The sequence below is a fragment of the Bacillus tequilensis genome (assembly GCF_012225885.1).
Lineage (GTDB): Bacteria > Bacillota > Bacilli > Bacillales > Bacillaceae > Bacillus > Bacillus tequilensis.
Window position 1 is genome coordinate 1,150,841 of sequence record NZ_CP048852.1, and the last position, 18,028, is coordinate 1,168,868.

At 43.4% G+C, this 18,028-nt stretch carries 20 protein-coding genes and 1 riboswitch; of the genes, 13 read left to right on the forward strand and 7 right to left on the reverse strand.

The genetic code is table 11. From position 1 onward, the window contains the following. The 4 genes from oppF (at nucleotide 1) to spx (ending at nucleotide 3,569) form a co-directional block, all read left to right on the forward strand. A complete protein-coding gene (oppF, locus tag G4P54_RS06050; protein WP_024714113.1) occupies nucleotides 1-918 on the forward strand; it encodes an oligopeptide ABC transporter ATP-binding protein OppF in 918 nt (305 codons plus the stop codon). A 105-nt stretch (nucleotides 919-1,023) separates the two neighbouring features. Then, a complete protein-coding gene (locus G4P54_RS06055) occupies nucleotides 1,024-2,241 on the forward strand; it encodes an MFS transporter (RefSeq protein WP_167873833.1) in 1,218 nt (405 codons plus the stop codon). A gap of 173 nt (nucleotides 2,242-2,414) precedes the next feature. Further along, nucleotides 2,415-2,993 (forward strand): GNAT family N-acetyltransferase, encoded by a 579-nt coding sequence (locus tag G4P54_RS06060; protein WP_024714115.1) that lies wholly within the window; start codon nucleotides 2,415-2,417, stop codon nucleotides 2,991-2,993. Nucleotides 2,994-3,173: 180 nt separating this feature from the next. Beyond that, nucleotides 3,174-3,569 carry a transcriptional regulator Spx gene (spx, locus tag G4P54_RS06065; RefSeq protein ID WP_003224599.1) on the forward strand — a complete coding sequence of 132 codons (396 nt, stop codon included), beginning with the start codon at nucleotides 3,174-3,176 and terminating at the stop codon, nucleotides 3,567-3,569. 158 nt (nucleotides 3,570-3,727) lie between these two features. Here the strand turns inward: spx and G4P54_RS06070 are convergent, their stop codons facing one another. Beyond that, nucleotides 3,728-4,387, reverse strand: a complete 660-nt coding sequence (locus G4P54_RS06070; protein ID WP_167872096.1) for a TerC family protein — start codon at nucleotides 4,385-4,387, stop codon at nucleotides 3,728-3,730. A 168-nt stretch (nucleotides 4,388-4,555) separates the two neighbouring features. Between G4P54_RS06070 and G4P54_RS06075 the strand changes: the two genes are divergently transcribed. The 4 genes from G4P54_RS06075 to pepF all read left to right on the forward strand — a co-directional run bounded on the left by G4P54_RS06075 (nucleotide 4,556) and on the right by pepF (nucleotide 8,686). After that, nucleotides 4,556-4,696: a hypothetical protein gene (locus G4P54_RS06075; protein WP_141770187.1), complete on the forward strand. Its 141-nt coding sequence runs from the start codon at nucleotides 4,556-4,558 to the stop codon at nucleotides 4,694-4,696. Next, nucleotides 4,663-5,319: an adaptor protein MecA gene (mecA, locus tag G4P54_RS06080; RefSeq protein WP_167872097.1), complete on the forward strand. Its 657-nt coding sequence runs from the start codon at nucleotides 4,663-4,665 to the stop codon at nucleotides 5,317-5,319. Before G4P54_RS06075 ends, mecA begins: the two co-directional genes overlap by 34 nt. 187 nt (nucleotides 5,320-5,506) lie before the next feature. Beyond that, entirely contained in the window at nucleotides 5,507-6,628 is a 1,122-nt protein-coding gene (locus tag G4P54_RS06085; RefSeq protein ID WP_240939774.1) for a competence protein CoiA, read from the forward strand. Between the two features lie 228 nt (nucleotides 6,629-6,856). After that, nucleotides 6,857-8,686, forward strand: a complete 1,830-nt coding sequence (gene pepF, locus G4P54_RS06090; RefSeq protein ID WP_167872099.1) for an oligoendopeptidase F — start codon at nucleotides 6,857-6,859, stop codon at nucleotides 8,684-8,686. 38 nt (nucleotides 8,687-8,724) lie between these two features. Here the strand turns inward: pepF and G4P54_RS06095 are convergent, their stop codons facing one another. The 5 genes from G4P54_RS06095 to G4P54_RS06115 form a co-directional block, all read right to left on the reverse strand. Next, nucleotides 8,725-8,892 carry a hypothetical protein gene (locus G4P54_RS06095; protein WP_019713977.1) on the reverse strand — a complete coding sequence of 56 codons (168 nt, stop codon included), beginning with the start codon at nucleotides 8,890-8,892 and terminating at the stop codon, nucleotides 8,725-8,727. Nucleotides 8,893-9,205: 313 nt separating this feature from the next. Further along, nucleotides 9,206-10,105 carry a protease adaptor protein SpxH gene (gene spxH / locus G4P54_RS06100; RefSeq protein ID WP_024714120.1) on the reverse strand — a complete coding sequence of 300 codons (900 nt, stop codon included), beginning with the start codon at nucleotides 10,103-10,105 and terminating at the stop codon, nucleotides 9,206-9,208. After that, nucleotides 10,102-10,500 carry a globin domain-containing protein gene (locus G4P54_RS06105; RefSeq protein ID WP_003224612.1) on the reverse strand — a complete coding sequence of 133 codons (399 nt, stop codon included), beginning with the start codon at nucleotides 10,498-10,500 and terminating at the stop codon, nucleotides 10,102-10,104. Before G4P54_RS06105 ends, spxH begins: the two co-directional genes overlap by 4 nt. Before the next feature lie 254 nt (nucleotides 10,501-10,754). After that, nucleotides 10,755-11,489, reverse strand: a complete 735-nt coding sequence (cwlQ, locus tag G4P54_RS06110; protein WP_277348618.1) for a bifunctional muramidase/murein lytic transglycosylase — start codon at nucleotides 11,487-11,489, stop codon at nucleotides 10,755-10,757. Nucleotides 11,490-11,503: 14 nt separating this feature from the next. Further along, on the reverse strand, nucleotides 11,504-12,076 hold the full coding sequence (locus tag G4P54_RS06115; protein WP_167872100.1) for a CYTH domain-containing protein: 573 nt from the start codon (nucleotides 12,074-12,076) through the stop codon (nucleotides 11,504-11,506). A gap of 123 nt (nucleotides 12,077-12,199) precedes the next feature. Here G4P54_RS06115 and G4P54_RS06120 point away from each other — a divergent pair, with 123 nt between their 5' ends. From G4P54_RS06120 to G4P54_RS06135, 4 genes are read left to right on the forward strand one after another with little or no spacing between them, the layout of a single operon-like run. Continuing rightward, nucleotides 12,200-12,568 (forward strand): UPF0738 family protein, encoded by a 369-nt coding sequence (locus G4P54_RS06120; protein ID WP_167872101.1) that lies wholly within the window; start codon nucleotides 12,200-12,202, stop codon nucleotides 12,566-12,568. 28 nt (nucleotides 12,569-12,596) lie between these two features. Further along, complete coding sequence (gene yjbM / locus G4P54_RS06125; RefSeq protein ID WP_024714124.1) at nucleotides 12,597-13,232, forward strand: GTP diphosphokinase; 636 nt, start codon at nucleotides 12,597-12,599, stop codon at nucleotides 13,230-13,232. An 18-nt stretch (nucleotides 13,233-13,250) separates the two neighbouring features. Next, a complete protein-coding gene (locus tag G4P54_RS06130) occupies nucleotides 13,251-14,051 on the forward strand; it encodes an NAD kinase (protein ID WP_024714125.1) in 801 nt (266 codons plus the stop codon). Nucleotides 14,052-14,065: 14 nt separating this feature from the next. Continuing rightward, nucleotides 14,066-14,965, forward strand: a complete 900-nt coding sequence (locus G4P54_RS06135) for an RluA family pseudouridine synthase (protein ID WP_024714126.1) — start codon at nucleotides 14,066-14,068, stop codon at nucleotides 14,963-14,965. 12 nt (nucleotides 14,966-14,977) lie between these two features. Here the strand turns inward: G4P54_RS06135 and prpE are convergent, their stop codons facing one another. Continuing rightward, nucleotides 14,978-15,712, reverse strand: a complete 735-nt coding sequence (prpE, locus tag G4P54_RS06140) for a bis(5'-nucleosyl)-tetraphosphatase PrpE (protein ID WP_167872102.1) — start codon at nucleotides 15,710-15,712, stop codon at nucleotides 14,978-14,980. A gap of 232 nt (nucleotides 15,713-15,944) precedes the next feature. Between prpE and G4P54_RS06145 the strand changes: the two genes are divergently transcribed. Further along, nucleotides 15,945-17,789, forward strand: coding sequence for a monovalent cation:proton antiporter family protein (locus tag G4P54_RS06145; protein WP_167872103.1), 1,845 nt, complete (start codon nucleotides 15,945-15,947; stop codon nucleotides 17,787-17,789). 60 nt (nucleotides 17,790-17,849) lie between these two features. Further along, nucleotides 17,850-17,958: riboswitch (TPP riboswitch) on the forward strand. Nucleotides 17,959-18,028: the final 70 nt, after the last annotated feature.

The window sequence follows — 18,028 nt, forward strand, 5'->3', positions numbered from 1 at the left end:
TTGACTGAGAAACTATTAGAAATCAAACATTTAAAACAGCACTTTGTCACGCCGAGGGGAACGGTTAAGGCTGTAGACGATTTATCATTTGATATCTATAAGGGTGAAACGTTAGGTCTGGTTGGTGAATCGGGCTGCGGTAAATCAACAACAGGGCGAAGCATTATTCGGCTTTACGACGCGACCGATGGTGAGGTGCTGTTCAACGGCGAAAATGTGCACGGGAAAAAATCGCGGAAAAAGCTGCTGGAGTTCAACCGCAAAATGCAGATGATTTTCCAAGACCCATACGCATCCCTGAATCCGAGAATGACAGTTGCTGATATTATTGCTGAGGGCCTCGATATTCATCATTTGGCGAAAACGAAAAAAGAGCGGATGCAGCGGGTTCATGAGCTCTTGGAAACAGTCGGTTTAAACAAGGAACACGCCAACCGCTACCCGCATGAATTTTCCGGCGGCCAGCGCCAAAGAATCGGGATTGCCAGAGCTCTGGCTGTTGATCCGGAATTCATTATCGCGGATGAGCCGATTTCCGCTTTGGATGTATCCATTCAAGCGCAGGTCGTGAATTTAATGAAAGAACTGCAAAAAGAAAAAGGGCTCACATATCTGTTTATTGCCCACGATTTATCGATGGTCAAATACATCAGCGACCGTATCGGAGTGATGTATTTCGGGAAACTGGTTGAGCTTGCGCCGGCAGATGAACTTTATGAAAACCCGCTTCACCCGTATACAAAGTCATTGCTTTCAGCGATTCCGCTTCCTGATCCGGACCATGAGAGAAATCGCGTCCGCCAGAAATACGATCCGTCAGTCCATCAATTAAAAGATGGAGAAACGATGGAATTCCGTGAAGTGAAACCGGGACATTTTGTGATGTGCACAGAGTCAGAATATAAAGCTTATTCATGAGCAGACAGTTCTTCAAGAGATTTCTCTTGAAGAATTTTTTGTGCAATCATAGAAAATAAGAGTGGAAACATTTACAATGAGAGGAAAAAGCGGAGGTGAAATGCGATTCACTTTCTGCATAACAAAAATGTTTTTGCGCTGCTGCTGTCTCAATCTCTTCAATCTTTAGCAGGAGTCCTTGTTACAATTGTTTTAATGGTCCGGGTCTATCAAATGACTGACTCCGTCTTTTTGGCGGGTCTTGTTTTATCGTTCATGTCGTTTGCGAGTATAGCGGCAAGCTTTTGCATCACACCGATGATTCGCAATCTCGGTTTTAAAAAGGTGCTTGCACTTGCAAATCTGCTGAGAGCGGTCTTTACAATATTAATGGCATACACCGTCAGTCATAACGGACAAGCTTCCTTTTGGGTAACGCTGCTGTTTGTTTTCTGTTTTTCTTTCGCGGGCGCTTTTTTTCAGCCGGCGAGATTTGCGCTCCTGCCGATGATTGTTCCAAAAGAGCAATATGTAAAAGCGAATGGTGTGATCTCCCTCTCGAATCAATTGTTTTTAACAGCAGGCTGGGGCCTTGGAGGCCTTCTGACGTATGCCGTGCCTTTTGAATTCGTTGTTGGTGCAGCTATTTGCCTGTTTGTTCTTTCAGGAGCTTCCATCAGTATGCTTCTCGTAAAGGAAAAAGAGACTGAAGGAACTGCTGAAACTGCATCTGCCAGAAGTATATGGAAGGATTTAATGCTCATCCCGGTTGTAAGAGACATTGCTGTAATGGACATGATAGAAGCGCTGGCGGGTTCTGTTTGGTCATCTGCTATTCTACTCGCATTTACTTCGGCTGTTTTGCATGAAACAGAGGTGTGGTGGGGGACGTTTAACGCTTCTTATTTTATAGGTGCAATGATTGGCAGTGTGATTGCCATTCGTTTTTCTGCCTTTTTTGCGCAGAACATGGGCTATGCCATTATGTTCAGCTCGCTTGTGATGTCAGTGCTGACTCTTTTGTTTTCATTTTCTCCATTTCCGCTTTTATGCGCTCTGGCTTGTGCTGCAATGGGGCCTTTTTATCAGGTGCGTGATATTTGCCAGGAAACGATCCTGCAGGAGGTCATTCCCGAGCAGATGCGTATCGGGATCATGGCTGCAAAAAATGCGATATTGACTCCTTGGTCAGGCATCACTTACTCCGTTATGGGGTTCGTGGCTGATGCGGCTGGTGCGAAAACAGCTTTTCTCGCGTCCGCAGCATTATACGGCATGACATTTCTTATTGCACTGGCGCAGCCCAAGCTGCTTCATTATAAGCGGGAAAACCGCGTTCTATGAGAGTTTTTACATCTACGTCAAAATGAACGGAGCATCTGGCTCCGTTTTTTGCTGAAAAAAAATGAAACCATGGCGGAAGTTCGTACGTCTTTATAGATGTAAAGCTGTTTAAACAAGAAGAAATGGGGTATATCTAAAAGTATGAAGACAATGAACTCATAAGGAGCAAATCAATGAACTGGTATGAAAAGCTTAGCGAGTACTTTCCAATTGAAGAAATGAAATCAAAAGCGCATATGGAAGCTCTTCTGAAAGAGCGGAGCGATATTTATCATAAAGACGAAGGCAAACATCATATTTTAATGTTTGCGGAATTCGATTCTTTTATCTTCGTAGATTATCTATATGTGTCTAAGGATGCAAGAGGGCAGGGGCTTGGCGGCAAATTGATCGCGAAGCTGAAAATGAAAAACAAGCCGATATTGCTCGAGGTGGAGCCTGTTGATGAAGATGATACTGATACAGAAAAACGCCTTAGATTTTATCAAAGAGAGCATTTCAAGCATGCTCAGTCAATTGGGTACCGGCGCCGGTCATTGGCTACGAATGAAGTAAGCAAGATGGAGATTCTGTACTGGTCACCAAAAACAGAATCAGAAGAAGAAATTTTAGAAGCCATGAAGCAGACATATGAAAACATTCATACTTATAAAGATGAGAAATGGTACGGGGAATCGTACGAAAAAACACATGAGGTCTTGAAAATCATTGATGAAGAAAAACAAAAAAATATTTTCGATCAGTTAAGCTAATTGAGAATTAGAACAGATCATTAACATTAAAAATTTGCCGGATTGACATATTTTTTTCTTAGGATACTGTTCACACTTACTTTTTTATAGTATAATACCTGTAAAGATTCCTTTTTTAGAGTAATTTCAATTTAAGAATAAAATAGATGTTCATCCTACTAATTAGAGGAGTGAAGATGAATGGTTACATTATACACATCACCAAGCTGTACTTCATGCAGAAAGGCGAGAGCATGGCTCGAGGAGCATGAGATTCCATTTGAAGAAAGAAACATTTTCTCTGAACCTTTATCAATTGATGAAATAAAACAAATCCTTCGAATGACTGAGGACGGAACAGATGAAATCATCTCAACTCGTTCAAAAGTATTCCAAAAACTGAACGTGAACGTTGAATCTATGCCGCTGCAAGATTTGTACCGTTTGATCAACGAGCACCCAGGTTTGCTTCGCCGTCCGATCATCATTGACGAAAAACGCTTGCAGGTCGGATACAACGAAGACGAAATCAGACGTTTCCTGCCAAGAAAAGTCCGCTCTTTCCAATTAAGAGAAGCACAGCGTTTGGCAAACTAATAAATCGTATTTTCAAAAGAAGGCTGAGTTATCAGCCTTCTTTTTTAGATTGCTGACAAGACCTTAAAACTGATTTGTGTTTAGTGTCTTGTCATTTTTTCAGCTCAGCGTGCTTGAAAACCTTTGAAGAATAGGAAGGCTGAGTCATCAGCCTTCCTTTATTTCTTTTCAACCTGCTGATAATAAATACTCGCAAGGATGACAAACGCAACCGTTAAAATGGGGAGGAGTGTTTCAACGGCACCGTGCTGTGCCATGAAAAAAGACAGCTTTTTGTCTCTTACAATCATTTCTCCTCCTGTGTAAGCCAGCAGCCCGCTGCCCGCGTAAATCAGAAGCGGTATTTTCTCCAATGCAATATGGATGAGTTTGCTGCCCCAAATAATAACCGGCACAGATACGCACAAACCTATGACAACGAGAGAAAACTCACCGTGTGACGCTCCCGCAACTGCGATGACGTTGTCCAGTGACATGAAGAGATCTGCAAGCACAATCGTTCGTATCGCTCTCCACAGGGAGGTGCTGCTTTTGATGTGCTGCGTGTCTTTTTTTTCAATCAGCAGCTGATATCCTAAATACAGCAGAAAAACTCCGCCGGTGCATTGCAAGAACGGAATGTTCAAAAGATATACCGCTGCGCTTGTTAATCCGATTCTCATGGCCACGGCGATAAATGTTCCGAGAATAATGGCTTGCTGTCTTTGCTTGTCTGGCAAATTTCTGCTGGCCATGGCTATGACGACCGCATTATCTCCGCCGAGGATTAGATCGATCCCGACAATAACAAGCAGAGAAATCAGATAGTCATGCTCCATGAATCGGCACCTCGCTTTCGTCCCATCGCTTGTACTACTACTATATGAGACAGGTCGTATTTTATGATATGAGCCGCAGATCTGCCGTTTTTTGGGAAAAGGTGCATTTTTATTTCTTTTGTGACTGTTTTATCATAAAATAGAAATACAAAGGAATTCACACTGGCCTTGCATAAGGTTAAGATGTGGACGGAATGGGTAAAGTGTAGTAAAGTACAATTAATCGGGAGCTTAGATGTCCCTTCAACATCTTATATAGAAGGGAAGGTTGGCAAATGGAAATTGAAAGAATTAACGAGCATACAGTAAAATTTTATATGTCTTACGGAGATATCGAAGATCGCGGTTTTGACAGAGAAGAAATTTGGTATAACCGTGAGCGCAGTGAAGAACTATTCTGGGAAGTCATGGATGAAGTTCATGAGGAAGAGGAATTTGCTGTGGAAGGCCCTCTTTGGATTCAAGTTCAGGCACTGGACAAAGGATTAGAAATCATCGTCACAAAAGCCCAGCTTTCCAAAGACGGACAAAAGCTCGAACTGCCGATTCCTGAGGATAAAAAGCAAGAACCAGCATCTGAGGATCTTGACGCCTTGCTGGATGATTTCCAAAAAGAAGAGCAAGCCGTCAATCAGGAAGAGAAGGAGCAAAAGCTTCAATTTGTCTTGCGGTTTGGCGATTTTGAGGATGTTATTTCTCTATCTAAATTGAACGTTAACGGAAGCAGAACGACTTTATATTCGTTTGAGAACCGATATTATTTATATGTAGATTTTGGCAATATGATTGATGAAGAGGTTGAAAATCAGCTAAGCATCCTGCTGGAGTACGCAAATGAATCCTCAATCAGCATACACCGTCTTGAAGAGTACGGCAAGCTGGTTATTTCAGAGCATGCTCTAGAAACAATAAAAAAACACTTTGCATCATAGCAAACCGATTTCTTCCCGGAAATCGGTTTTTTCATGCGTTGAAATGCCATTTTTGAGGCCAAAAATAAAAACATCCATACATGCGGAAAATACGGTGAACAGGAGTTGCTCATCTTTTCCAGAAAAGTATACCTTATCTGGAAAGGAGAGATGACAAGTGTTTAGTGCTGTAACTGAAGACGGCCAAATGTTTCACCTTCTAGGCGCTTCGCAAAGGCAGAAATTAAAGCAGAGACGATTCTTCTGCCCGGTGTGCGGGGGTGAGCTTGCTGTGAAGCTCGGACCTCAAAAAGCGCCGCATTTCGCCCATAAACAGAACAAATCCTGTTCGATAGACATTGAACCGGAGAGCGCCTATCACTTAGAAGGAAAAAGGCAGCTGTATGTGTGGCTGAAAACGCAGCAAGCTTCTCCGCTATTGGAACCGTATATCAAGAGCATCAATCAAAGACCTGACATCATGGGAAATATTAAGGGGCATATGCTTGCTGTTGAATATCAATGCGCTACTATCGCTCCAGATGTCTTTCAAAAACGGACAGCGGGCTTCAAACAAGCGGGAATCATCCCGCAGTGGATTATGGGGTACAGCCGCTTAAAACGCACTGCTCCATCCTTTTATCAGCTTTCTGCTTTCCATTGGCAGTTTATCAATGCCGGTCCATGCAGGGAACTGATATGTTATTGCCCGGAAACACGTTCTTTCTGCCGGCTCAGCCACATCATTCCGTTTTACACGAACCATTCTTATTGCTCCATACAAACCATTCCAATCCATCTGGCATCTGCAAGACATCTTTTTTTTACTGAATCTAAGTCTTCATTGCGTTATGACAACTGGATGAAGGCCATTCTTCGTTTTCGCCATAAACCCCATCGGTTCATCTCCAAGGAATTAAATCGCCTCAGGATGCTGTTTTATGAAAAGCGGCAGACGTCCCTTCCGTTTCTTCCGACTGAAGTGTTTGTCCCTGTTAAAAAAGGAGCCGTTTTTAAGAGTCCAGTTTTTGTGTGGCAGGGGTATCTTTATCTGTTTATTACGGATCTCGGAGCTAAACGTGCGCCGATTCATTTTTCAGCCGTTTTACAGCAGTGCAAACTGCATATTCATAAAAAAAATATGTCGCTCAGATATGAATGCAGTGAAGATTGTCTTTTTGAAGCGGTGAAGCAGTACATTGATTTTTTGTGTAAGAAGGGATTTTTAAGGGAAACTCAGAAAGAAGTATATGTGCTGAATCATCCTGCAGAGGGTGTTCGCTCATTACAGGATCTCATTGAGAGAGACCGGAGCTGTTTTATAGAATGAGTTTATCTCATTTGGCTCACCCTAAGACAAAGGTGGTGGGCTGCTTTGAGAGGCACAAAAGGAAAGGTTTTTCGTGTTTTTACTGCTTTTTTGGCATTCGTCCTCTTCATTACTGCATATGATTTGACAAAAGGCAGTGAAAAACCGGAAGATATTCACAACACAAGTTTATTGAGAAACAGCGGTTTTTTCAATTGGCTTGAATCAAAGAAAACGAGGGGGATCACCATGGCTGAGGAAAAAAAAGCAAACCAACTGCCTGAAAGAAGTGAGGTAAAGGCAGAAGACACATGGAGACTTGAGGATATTTTTCCTAATGATGAGGCCTGGAATAAAGAATTTCAAGCTGTAAAAGAATTAATTCCGAATTTATCTAAGTATAAAGGAAAGCTGGCAGATTCAGCTGATCATTTGTACGAGGCTCTTACGTACCAAGATAAAGTGATGGAGCGGCTGGGCAGGCTTTACACATATGCGCATATGCGTTCTGACCAAGATACCGGGAACTCCTTTTACCAGGGGCTGAATGACAAGGCGGGAAACCTGTATACACAGGCCGCAAGCGCGATAGCTTATTTGGTTCCGGAAATCTTATCCATAGAAGAAGACAAGCTGCAGCAGTTTATTCTTGAAAAAGAAGAACTGAAACTGTACTCCCATGCGATTGAGGAGATTACAAAGGAGCGCCCTCACGTACTGAGCGAAAAGGAAGAAGCGCTGCTTGCTGAAGCTTCTGAAGTGCTAGGGTCACCTTCCAATACGTTCAGCGTGTTAAATAACGCCGAGATTACATTCCCGTCCATTAAAGATGAAGAGGGAAATGAAAAACAGATCACTCACGGAAACTTTATTAACTTCTTAGAAAGTGAAAACCGTGAAGTCCGCAAAAATGCCTTTGAGGAAGTATATAAAACATACGGTCAATATAAAAATACAATGGCCACGACGCTAAGCGGCACTGTGAAAAAGGACAACTTCTACGCCAGAGTGAAAAAGTACAAGTCAGCGCGTGAAGCTGCGCTTTCTAACAACAGTATTCCTGAGGAAGTATACGACAACCTCGTCAAAACGATTAATAAGCATTTGCCGCTCCTGCACCGCTATATCGCACTGAGAAAGAAAGTGCTTGAGCTTGATGAGGTGCATATCTATGATCTGTATACACCGCTTGTGAAGGATGCGGGAATGAAGGTCACGTACGAGGAAGCCAAAGATTACATGCTAAAAGGCCTTGCACCTTTAGGAGAAGAATACGCCGCCATCCTAAAAGAAGGGCTGGAAAACCGCTGGGTCGACGTTTATGAAAATAAAGGAAAACGCAATGGCGCTTATTCATCGGGATCTTACGGCACGAATCCGTATATTTTGATGAACTGGCATGATAACGTCAATAATCTCTTTACGCTCGTGCACGAGTTTGGCCATTCCGTTCACAGCTACTATACGAGAAAGCACCAGCCATATCCGTACGGCAATTACAGCATCTTTGTTGCAGAAGTTGCGTCTACAACAAATGAAGCGCTTCTTGGCGAATATCTGCTGAACAATTTAGATGATGAAAAACAGCGCTTATACATCCTCAACCATATGCTTGAGGGCTTCAGAGGGACTGTTTTCAGACAAACGATGTTTGCTGAATTTGAACATCTCATCCATACAAAGGCGCAAGAAGGGGAGCCGCTCACACCTGAGCTTCTGACAAGTGTCTACTACGATCTGAATAAAAAGTATTTCGGAGACGGCATGGTAATTGATAAGGAAATCGGTCTTGAATGGTCACGGATTCCGCACTTCTATTACAATTACTATGTGTATCAGTATGCGACAGGATACAGTGCTGCCCAAGCGTTAAGCAACCAGATTTTAAAAGAAGGAAAGCCGGCAGTTGACCGTTATATTGACTTCCTGAAAGCTGGAAGCTCACAATACCCGATTGATGTCCTGAAAAAAGCGGGTGTTGATATGACGTCTCCAGAGCCGATCGAAGCTGCATGCAAAATGTTTGAGGAAAAACTAGATGAAATGGAAGAACTGCTGATGAAAGTCGAGCAGTCATAAAAAAGAAAGCCTGTGCAGAAATGGCCGCACAGGCTTTTTTAAAACCCTTTAAAGGTTTTCCTGTGGTTCAGCCGGTAGAGAGTGAACAAAATAGACAGAAACAGCAGAGGAGAGGTAATGTAAAGCGGCAGCATATGCATCATGCCTAATATATTCAAACAGAAAAAAACAGCAATACATACAATGGAGATGACAGTATACATCATGGCGTTCCTCCTCGTCCTTTTTCCTTATTAGGATATGAGTGAATACACGTCGTTATGTTTTGTGACAAAAATATGAACATTAAGCATAGAGGTTGTCAAAAGTCGACATCTTTTGTTATCATAAGGATGTGAAATTGATCACAAACAAACATTACCCCTTTGTTTGACCGTGAAAAATTTCTCCCATCCCCTTTGTTGTCGTTAAGACATACGAAACCGCGCTTATCCCGGCGCGGTTTCTTTAGCACTATAAACGGAACGTATGTTCGGTTCCGGCGTAAAAAAACAGCCTCAAGCATATTCACGCCTGCGGCTATTTTTCACATGATTGATATTCATCAGAATAAGTGCTGAGAGATTTCCAAAACATTCCGTGTTTGGCTTCCACTTTTGCAACCTTTTTAGCAAACGCCAATTTTTTCATTTCTTTTTCTACCTCTTCAAGGCTCAGATCATATACAAGCGCAATTTCTTTAGAGGCAACGAAGCGGAAATATTCAATAAAACATTCCAAAGGCGGGGTTTCCGAAGGCGTCGGCTCGTCGCCAAGCATCTCAAATAAGATTTCTTCATATACATCGTATGAATAGCTGCCTGGTACTTTAAGTCCTTCGTCCTCATGCTGTGTATTAAAAAACGTCAGCGTCGGATTAACGGAAACATCCATCTCAGCGGCAATTCTCATGTCACATTGAAGCGCCTTGACAGCGCTTTGAGAATGGAGATCGTTTTTGAATTCTTCAAGATCGAGACTTGTTTTTTCCGCGATTTCCAAAAGCACGTTTTCATCCGTAATGTTTTGTTTTGAAACAAACAGACTCTCCTGCATGTTCCTGAGAAATTGCATGCCGGCTTTTCGTCCTTGCAGTTCGGCTGCTTTAAAAGCGAGAGCTGCCATATAAGGTGATGAAAGCGGCTGATCTTGCTCGAACCAGACATTGCCGTCACATGACATGCCGGAGCGGCTTGCGATCTTTTCCCATGCTTCTGCGAGAAGATGCTTTTTCCGTTTCTTATTCAAAACGGTAAGGCTTGCGGAAGCTATTATGCGTAAGGTGAAAAAGCGTCCGTATCTGATTTTCAGCTTTTTGATGACGGGTTCTAAGGACCAGCATTCAGGACATAAAGGGTCTACAAACATGTAGATTTCAAGCGGTTTTTTTGGATGACCGTGGCAATGGGCGAAGTATTGCTCATGCTGATAGTTTGTCAAGATGATCGATCCTCCGCTTCCGTTTGATTCACCATATGCCTTGCTGTCAATTCCAGCCGTCCAAACAAAAACTCGCGAATATCGCCCTCCAGCCCTACATGGTCCATTGCGTCCTTCATACAGCTGAGCCATGCATCAGCTCTCTCGTTTGTAATTGGAAAGGGAAGATGCCTTGCTCTGAGCATGGGGTGGCCGTGTTCCTCAGTATAAAGCGGGGGACCGCCTAAATACTGAGTCAAAAATTGCTTCTGTTTCCTGGCGGTTTCTGTTAAATCACTAGGAAAAATCGGCTTCAGCAAAGGATGAGACGCGACACGTTCATAAAAAGTATCAACAAGTTGCGATAGAAGTTCCTCTCCAATCGCTTCATAAGGTGCGTTAAACGATTGTCCCATGTTGACTACTCCTTTAAATATGGCTAATAGGAATCATAAATCCTATTGCGAAAAGTAATTTTCTGTATTTCATGAATTCATCTAGATTTATTTTAGCAACAAGGCACCATTTCTACAAACAAACTGCCTTTTATGCGTTTGATTACAAGTTTCGGCTGACAGCCGGGGTTGTATTTCATATCATATCACATAAAAATCAGGAATGCGTAGGATTTCACTCCGTAAAAAAAACCAGAGGGCAAGGGCCGCTCTGGTTACGCGTAATAAGCTGAAGTTATTTTTTTTACATAGTTTTGCGTTTCTCGGAAAGGAGGAATACCCCCGTATCGGTCCACATTTCCCGGTCCGGCGTTGTAAGCCGCTAAGGCCATAGACACATTGCCGTCGTATTTATCCAGCATTTGTTTTAAATATTTCGTACCGCCTTCTACATTTTGCTGCGGGTCCAGCGGATTAGAAACACCGAGTGAGCTTGCCGTTGACGGCATCAGCTGCATTAAGCCCATCGCACCTGCTCCGCTGACTGCTTTTGCGTTAAAACCTGATTCCTGCTTGATGATGGAATGGATCAGTTTTTCATCGACGCCATATTTATCAGCGGCTTTTTTTATTGCGCTGTCAACGGAGAAGTCTCCCGAACTGATCTGTTTGGCTTCTTGTTTGTTTGAAGATGAAGCTGCATCAGCTGTTTCGGTGCTTTCTGCCGCTTTTGTAATATAGTCTGAATTGCTATTTGTATATGAGTTAAGCCCAAAAGCTGAAAGCAGTGACGGCGCTGTTGAAGAAGCGCTGTTCAGCAGGCTGAGCGGGCTTGGCGATGCAGAAGCTGCTGTTGGCTGCTGATTCGTCAGTCCGTTTGTATATTGGCTGAGCAAAGAGCTGAAGCTTGAGAGCGGGCTTTCCGCATTTTGAGTGCCTGTGCTGCGTGCATTAGATATGGACTGTAATGCCTGAAGCTGAAGTAAAGATGTCCAATTCGTTACATTCACGATGTCATTCCACCTTATATAGACTTTCGTTTTTCTTCATAAAAACGCAGAATTTTATTTTTGGTTTCGCGCAGAGGAATGCTGAATTGCTGAAGCAGCTTTTCAAAAGCTTGTTTGCCTTCATGCCAGTCTGCCGCCTCGAATTCGATTTCATAGTCCTCTTTATTTAAATATCGGCTGTGGTCTAAAACTATTAAGCCTTTTTCTGTTTCTTTTTCAGCGCGGTTTGTTGCTAAAGATCCAAAGTACTGAATGGCGTCTGTATCGACCTGAAGCTTGTGCAGCTGGTCCTTCACAGGGCCTTCGGGGATTGAAAAGCCGGCTAGATCTGAAACATCCGAAAGCCGTTGGTGTGTTTCTAAAAGCCCGACAGCTGCCGGTTCTTTTAACGTGAGAACATACTCGCTGTTTTTTTTGCGTATTCGAAGCGCAGCTTGTTTTTGTTTCAGTGCAAAACAGTTTGTGTCAAAATAGTGATTCTTTTGATCTGTAAAATCTTTTTCTGTCAGCTGGAGTTCGGCTGTTAAGGTTTTAAATTCTTGTTTGGTCAGCATGTTTTTAAATTCTATTTCAATTTCTTGGCTCATGATGCTCTTCCTTTCCGCCCTGTAAATCTTATTTTTACTATTATCTCTTTAGATGTTAGGTTTATCAATATCGAGCTTGATATGATAAAATGAATCTGTAATTTGTTTAAAAAGGAGCGCATTATGCAAAACAGAATCGAAATCATGAACGCAACATTATCGGATGATCAGCTTCGCCTTGCCTGTGAGGCAGAAGGAATCGAAGCGAAACGCAAGCCGTCAGGTCAAATGCTTGTTGATTCTGACCACTTTGCTTTTGTATACATACTTGAATTAGCTGATTCTTTTGAATATGTCATTATAAAGGAACATGTGTGGCCGGAACTCAAGCAGGCCCACGCACAAAGAATTCCGGTTGTTTTAGAGACCGGAGGCGAATCGATTGAACTTTCTGGCCTGCACGAGGAGCTGGAATATCTTTTAGAAAATATAAAAGATAATGCGAACTACGGAGAAGAAATGGAAGATAAAGTGAAACGCGTGTTTTTATAGAAACTGGTTCGGAATTGGGGGATGTATGATGGATGACAAACAATGGGAGCGTTTTTTAGTGCCGTACCGCCAGGCTGTCGAAGAGTTGAAAGTAAAGCTCAAGGGGATCCGCACACTATATGAATACGAGGATGACCATTCGCCGATCGAATTTGTGACCGGACGAGTCAAGCCTGTGGCGAGCATACTTGAAAAAGCGAGACGGAAAAGCATACCGCTGCATGAAATTGAAACCATGCAGGATATCGCAGGCCTTAGAATCATGTGCCAATTTGTCGATGACATCGAAATCGTGAAAGACATGCTGTTTGCCAGAAAAGATTTCACCGTTGTGGATCAGAGGGATTATATTGCGGAACATAAAGAGAGCGGATACCGGTCATATCACCTTGTCGTCGTGTATCCTTTACAGACGGTGTCCGGAGAAAAGCATGTTCTGGTGGAAATACAGATCCGCACGCTGGCGATGAATTTTTGGGCGACCATTGAGCATTCATTAAATTATAAATACAGCGGAAACATCCCTGAAAAAGTAAAACTAAGGCTTCAGCGCGCTTCTGAAGCGGCTTCCCGGCTTGATGAGGAGATGTCGGAGATCAGGGGTGAAGTACAAGAAGCTCAAGCTGCCTTTTCAAGAAAGAAAAAAGGCAGCGAGCAACAATAGGTAAAGGGGAAGAAAAGCATGAAATTTGCCGTATCATCAAAAGGAGATCAAGTTTCTGATACGCTGAAAAGCAGAATACAGGCGTATTTATTGGATTTTGATATGGAGCTGGATGAAAACGAACCGGAAATCGTCATTTCAGTCGGAGGCGACGGAACGCTTTTATACGCTTTTCACAGATACAGCGACCGCTTGGACAAAACAGCATTCGTCGGCGTTCACACGGGTCATCTCGGGTTTTATGCCGACTGGGTTCCTCATGAAATTGAAAAACTTGTTCTTGCGATTGCAAAAACACCGTATCATACAGTTGAATATCCGCTGCTTGAAGTGATTGTGACCTATCACGAAAATGAGCGGGAAGAAAGATATTTAGCATTAAATGAATGCACGATTAAAAGCATAGAAGGAAGCCTTGTGGCTGATGTGGAAATCAAGGGGCAGCTTTTTGAAACCTTCCGGGGCGACGGTCTCTGCCTGTCAACGCCATCCGGCAGCACAGCCTACAATAAGGCGCTGGGCGGAGCGATTATTCATCCGTCTATCAGAGCGATCCAGCTTGCGGAAATGGCTTCTATTAATAACCGCGTATTCCGGACGGTCGGATCGCCGCTGCTTCTCCCCTCGCATCATGATTGCATGATTAAGCCGAGAAACGAAGTTGACTTTCAAGTGACGATTGATCATTTAACTCTTCTTCATAAAGATGTCAAATCGATTCGCTGCCAGGTGGCATCTGAAAATGTGAGATTTGCGCGATTCCGTCCGTTTCCATTTTGGAAAAGAGTCCAGGATTCGTTTATCGGAAAAGGTGAATAGAAAGAGGACGTATCGTGGAGCATTTTTATATCAAAAAGAACATGACTTCCGCTGAAGACGGGATGACTGTAAAAGAATATGCCGGTGAACTGGGAATTTCGAAACGTCTGCTGACCGATATCAAGTTTGGCGGGGGAGACCTGCTGATCAATGGTGAGCATGTGACGGTCAAATACGTTTTGAGAGAGGGAGATCTTCTTGTTGTGAAGTTTCCTGAGGAACAGGTGAGCGAGACGCTATTGGCAGAGCCTGTTCCGCTCGATATCCTTTATGAGGATGATCATGTGCTTGTGATAAACAAACAGCCGTACGTATCTTCCATCCCTTCAAGAGAACATCCTTCCGGCAGCATTGCGAATGGACTTATCCATCATTATCAAAAAAACGGAGTGCGGGCAACGGTGCACCTTGTCACTCGGCTAGACCGGGATACATCAGGTGTTATGCTTGTTGCCAAGCACCGCTTTGCTCATTCCATTTTATCGTCAGCGCAGAAAAACGGACTTGTGAAACGCCGGTATGCGGCAGTCGTTCACGGGCGGATGGCGCAGGCGGAGGGAACAGTCGATGCTCCGATTGGCAGACATCCTGACAGTATTATTGAACGGATGGTGACACCGGATGGCCAGAAAGCGGTTACTCATTTTTATGTTACACGCGCAACCGATGATATGACCTCGGTGACATTGCAGCTTGAGACAGGCAGGACCCACCAAATTCGCGTGCATATGAGCTACCTCGGACACCCGCTGTGCGGTGATACACTGTATGGCGGGACGAGACGGGCAATCGGCCGGCAGGCCCTGCACAGCGAGCGCCTTTCGTTTATCCATCCGCTGACACAGAAGAACATGACATTTCATGCTGCGCTGCCTCAAGATTTGAAAGAACTGATAAAAGGAGAGAATCCATGATTCTCTCCTTTTTTATATGGGGCGAAATCTCGATTCGTCATAAGGAAGGGTGCTTGGGACGGAAACGGTCTCTATTTCTGGAAAACGAAAGCCTGTCAGTTTATTTCCGAACACGCAGCCTGTATCAATATTGATGGTCCGATTAACCTTTCGAGGCTCTTTTACAGGCGTATGACCGTATACCACCCAAGCCTTTCCGTTATAGGCGGCTGCCCAATCACGTCTGACAGGCCTGCCGTCCGGATACGTTTCGCCCGTCACATCGCCGTAAAGCACAAAGTCTTTCACTCTGCCGGTATATTTGCCGATATCGTCAGCCTTTATGCCAGCATGGGCGACAACTAATTCTCCGTTATGTAAGATGTCGTAAAGCGGGGCCGTTTCGTACAGCTTCATAAACTGTTCGCTGACTGCTTTTCTTTCTTCTTTAGAAAATTCTTCAAGTTCTGCCGCTGTTGTTTCCAGCCCATGCATCACTTTCACCGGATTTCCTTTTAAGTAGCGGTACAGCTTATTGCAATGATTTCCCGGGACATAACGTACTGCGCCTTTTTCGTAAGCACCGGCTACAAAACGGATGACCTCTATTGATTTTGGTCCTCTGTCAGTTAAATCTCCGGCAAAAACAAGCACCCTGCCTTCTGCGTGGACAGGCACTCCATTTTTGATTGTGTAGCCAAGCTTTTGGATTAATGCCGTCATTTCGTCATAGCAGCCGTGAATATCACTGATGATATCGTAAGCCATGCGGTAGCCTCCTTGCTGATTGTTTTATTTATTATGATGCAAAGTGCTGTGAGTCATCACAAGCTTTTATGTGCAAATTATAGAAGAATGATTTTCTAAACAGGATTAAGACCTTATTGCTTTATTTTTCATCATCACCCTTGTTAAAATCGCGTTATGTTTTTTAAAACATGTGGTTCTGTTCTTTGATTGAGAACTGGAATAACCCTGATCAAAAAAGGAGGTTCTGATTATGGCCCATACATCTGTTGCATCTTTAGTTGTTGTACTTATCGTTGCATTTTTGACACCTATCCTTCTACATCGGTTTAAACTCAGCATCCCGGTTGTTGTTGCTGAAATCATTATGGGGCTGATTATTGGAAAAAGCGGTCTTAATTTAGTTGTGGAGGGTGATACATGGCTCCAGACACTTTCGATGCTCGGATTTATCTTTTTAATGTTTTTAAGCGGACTTGAAATTGATTTTTCATCGTTTGAGAAAGGAAAGAAAAAGCAGCTTTTGCCGAACGGCAAGGAAGCGCCTCATACGTTTGCTGCGGCATCTGTTATTTTTGCCGGTATTTTTATTTTATCATTGCTCTTGTCCTATGGGTTCGTCCTGGCTGGATTTATTCAAAATGCTTTTTTAATGACGCTTATTATTTCAACGATTTCGTTAGGCGTTGTCGTTCCAACGCTGAAAGAAGAACGGATCATGAATTCAAATATCGGCCAGATTATTTTGCTCGTTGCTGTTATTGCGGATTTGGCTACGATGATTCTTCTTGCAGTTTTTTCTTCTTTATACGGAGAGGACAGCGGGAACATGTGGCTCTTGATGATTCTGTTTGTTGCCGGAGTGGTGCTTTACTTTTTCGGCCGGGTCTTTAAACATCGCTCTTTTGTTCAATCTATGTCAAAAGGGACGGTCCAGATCGGGACGCGTGCCATTTTCACGTTAATCATCGTGCTCGTTGCCCTTTCTGAATCACTTGGGGCAGAAAATATTCTCGGCGCTTTCTTAGCGGGTGTTCTCGTTTCCCTTCTTTCACCAAACAAAGAGCTTGTTCAGCAGCTGGATTCATTCGGCTACGGGTTCTTAATACCGATTTTCTTTGTAATGGTCGGTGTGAAGCTGGATATTTGGACTCTTTTCCAAGATAAAACCATTTTAATCATGATTCCGCTTCTGCTACTGGCGCTGTTAGTCAGCAAAATCATTCCTGTCCTGTACTTAAAGAGGTGGTATGATAACCGAACCATTTTCGCGTCTGGTTTCCTGCTGACATCAACGCTTTCGCTCGTGATTGCCGCTGCGACAATCGGACAGCAGCTTCACGTGATTAGTGCGAATATGTCAGGCGCGCTAATTTTAGTAGCCGTTATTGCAAGTATTTTTACGCCGATCTGTTTTAAAAAATTGTACAAACGGGAAGAGCAGCCGGAGGAGAAAAAGACGATTACGTTCATCGGCGCCAATCAAATGACTTTGCCTGTTACACTTGAGTTGCCGGAGAACGAGTATGACGTGCGGGTTGTTCATGTCTATCAGGAAAATGCTGAGGAAAAGCTGTCAGACTCAGTATTTACAGTTGAAACGATTTCTGATTATGAGCTTGAAACCCTTGATTCGCTCGGTATTTTTGATGCTGATATCCTTGTGGTGGCGACAGGGAATGAAGACATGAATACGGACATTGCATTACGTGCAAAAGAAAAAGGTACAGAAAGAGTCATTGCCAGCGTTGGATCGCCGGAGAATGAAGCAGCTCTGAAGGAGCAGGGAATCAGTATTTTTTCTATTCTGCTGTCGACCAAAACGCTGCTTCGTGCGCTGATAGAAGCGCCTGGTGTCATGAAGCTTCTCACGAATCAGGAGTCTTCGCTGTATCAAATTAATATGGAAAACAGCACATACGACGGTGTCATATTACGGGAATTCCCTTTAACAGGCGACGTCATTTTTGTCAGGATTTTCAGAGGGGTCGACAGCATTGTTCCTCATGGGGATACAAGGCTGAAGCTGGGAGACCGCTTAATTGTTACCGGATCCAGGGGGTATGTAACGGATCTTAAGAAAACATTGGAAGGATAAATCTTGACCAAATAGGGATTCGTGTTAATATAGAGGTGCAGAACAATTCAATATGATTCGTATAACCACTAGGGGTGTCCTTCATAAGGGCTGAGATAAAAGTGTGACTTTTAGACCCTCATAACTTGAACAGGTTCAGACCTGCGTAGGGAAGTGGAGCGGTATTTGTGTTATTTTACTATGCCAATTCCAAACCACTTTTCCTTGCGGGAGAGTGGTTTTTTATTTTTCAGACAGGG

Bases quoted from the DNA above. Each gene is read 5' to 3' on its own strand.
- spx (WP_003224599.1), top strand. From the start codon at position 3,174: ATGGTTACATTATACACATCACCAAGCTGTACTTCATGCAGAAAGGCG.
- G4P54_RS06145 (WP_167872103.1), top strand. From the start codon at position 15,945: ATGGCCCATACATCTGTTGCATCTTTAGTTGTTGTACTTATCGTTGCA.
- G4P54_RS06085 (WP_240939774.1), top strand. From the start codon at position 5,507: ATGTTTCACCTTCTAGGCGCTTCGCAAAGGCAGAAATTAAAGCAGAGA.
- G4P54_RS06115 (WP_167872100.1), bottom strand. From the start codon at position 12,076: ATGAGCCAAGAAATTGAAATAGAATTTAAAAACATGCTGACCAAACAA.
- G4P54_RS06095 (WP_019713977.1), bottom strand. From the start codon at position 8,892: ATGATGTATACTGTCATCTCCATTGTATGTATTGCTGTTTTTTTCTGT.
- G4P54_RS06120 (WP_167872101.1), top strand. From the start codon at position 12,200: ATGCAAAACAGAATCGAAATCATGAACGCAACATTATCGGATGATCAG.
- G4P54_RS06070 (WP_167872096.1), bottom strand. From the start codon at position 4,387: ATGGAGCATGACTATCTGATTTCTCTGCTTGTTATTGTCGGGATCGAT.
- G4P54_RS06060 (WP_024714115.1), top strand. From the start codon at position 2,415: ATGAACTGGTATGAAAAGCTTAGCGAGTACTTTCCAATTGAAGAAATG.
- mecA (WP_167872097.1), top strand. From the start codon at position 4,663: ATGGAAATTGAAAGAATTAACGAGCATACAGTAAAATTTTATATGTCT.
- G4P54_RS06105 (WP_003224612.1), bottom strand. From the start codon at position 10,500: ATGGGACAATCGTTTAACGCACCTTATGAAGCGATTGGAGAGGAACTT.
- yjbM (WP_024714124.1), top strand. From the start codon at position 12,597: ATGGATGACAAACAATGGGAGCGTTTTTTAGTGCCGTACCGCCAGGCT.
- prpE (WP_167872102.1), bottom strand. From the start codon at position 15,712: ATGGCTTACGATATCATCAGTGATATTCACGGCTGCTATGACGAAATG.
- G4P54_RS06130 (WP_024714125.1), top strand. From the start codon at position 13,251: ATGAAATTTGCCGTATCATCAAAAGGAGATCAAGTTTCTGATACGCTG.
- pepF (WP_167872099.1), top strand. From the start codon at position 6,857: ATGGCTGAGGAAAAAAAAGCAAACCAACTGCCTGAAAGAAGTGAGGTA.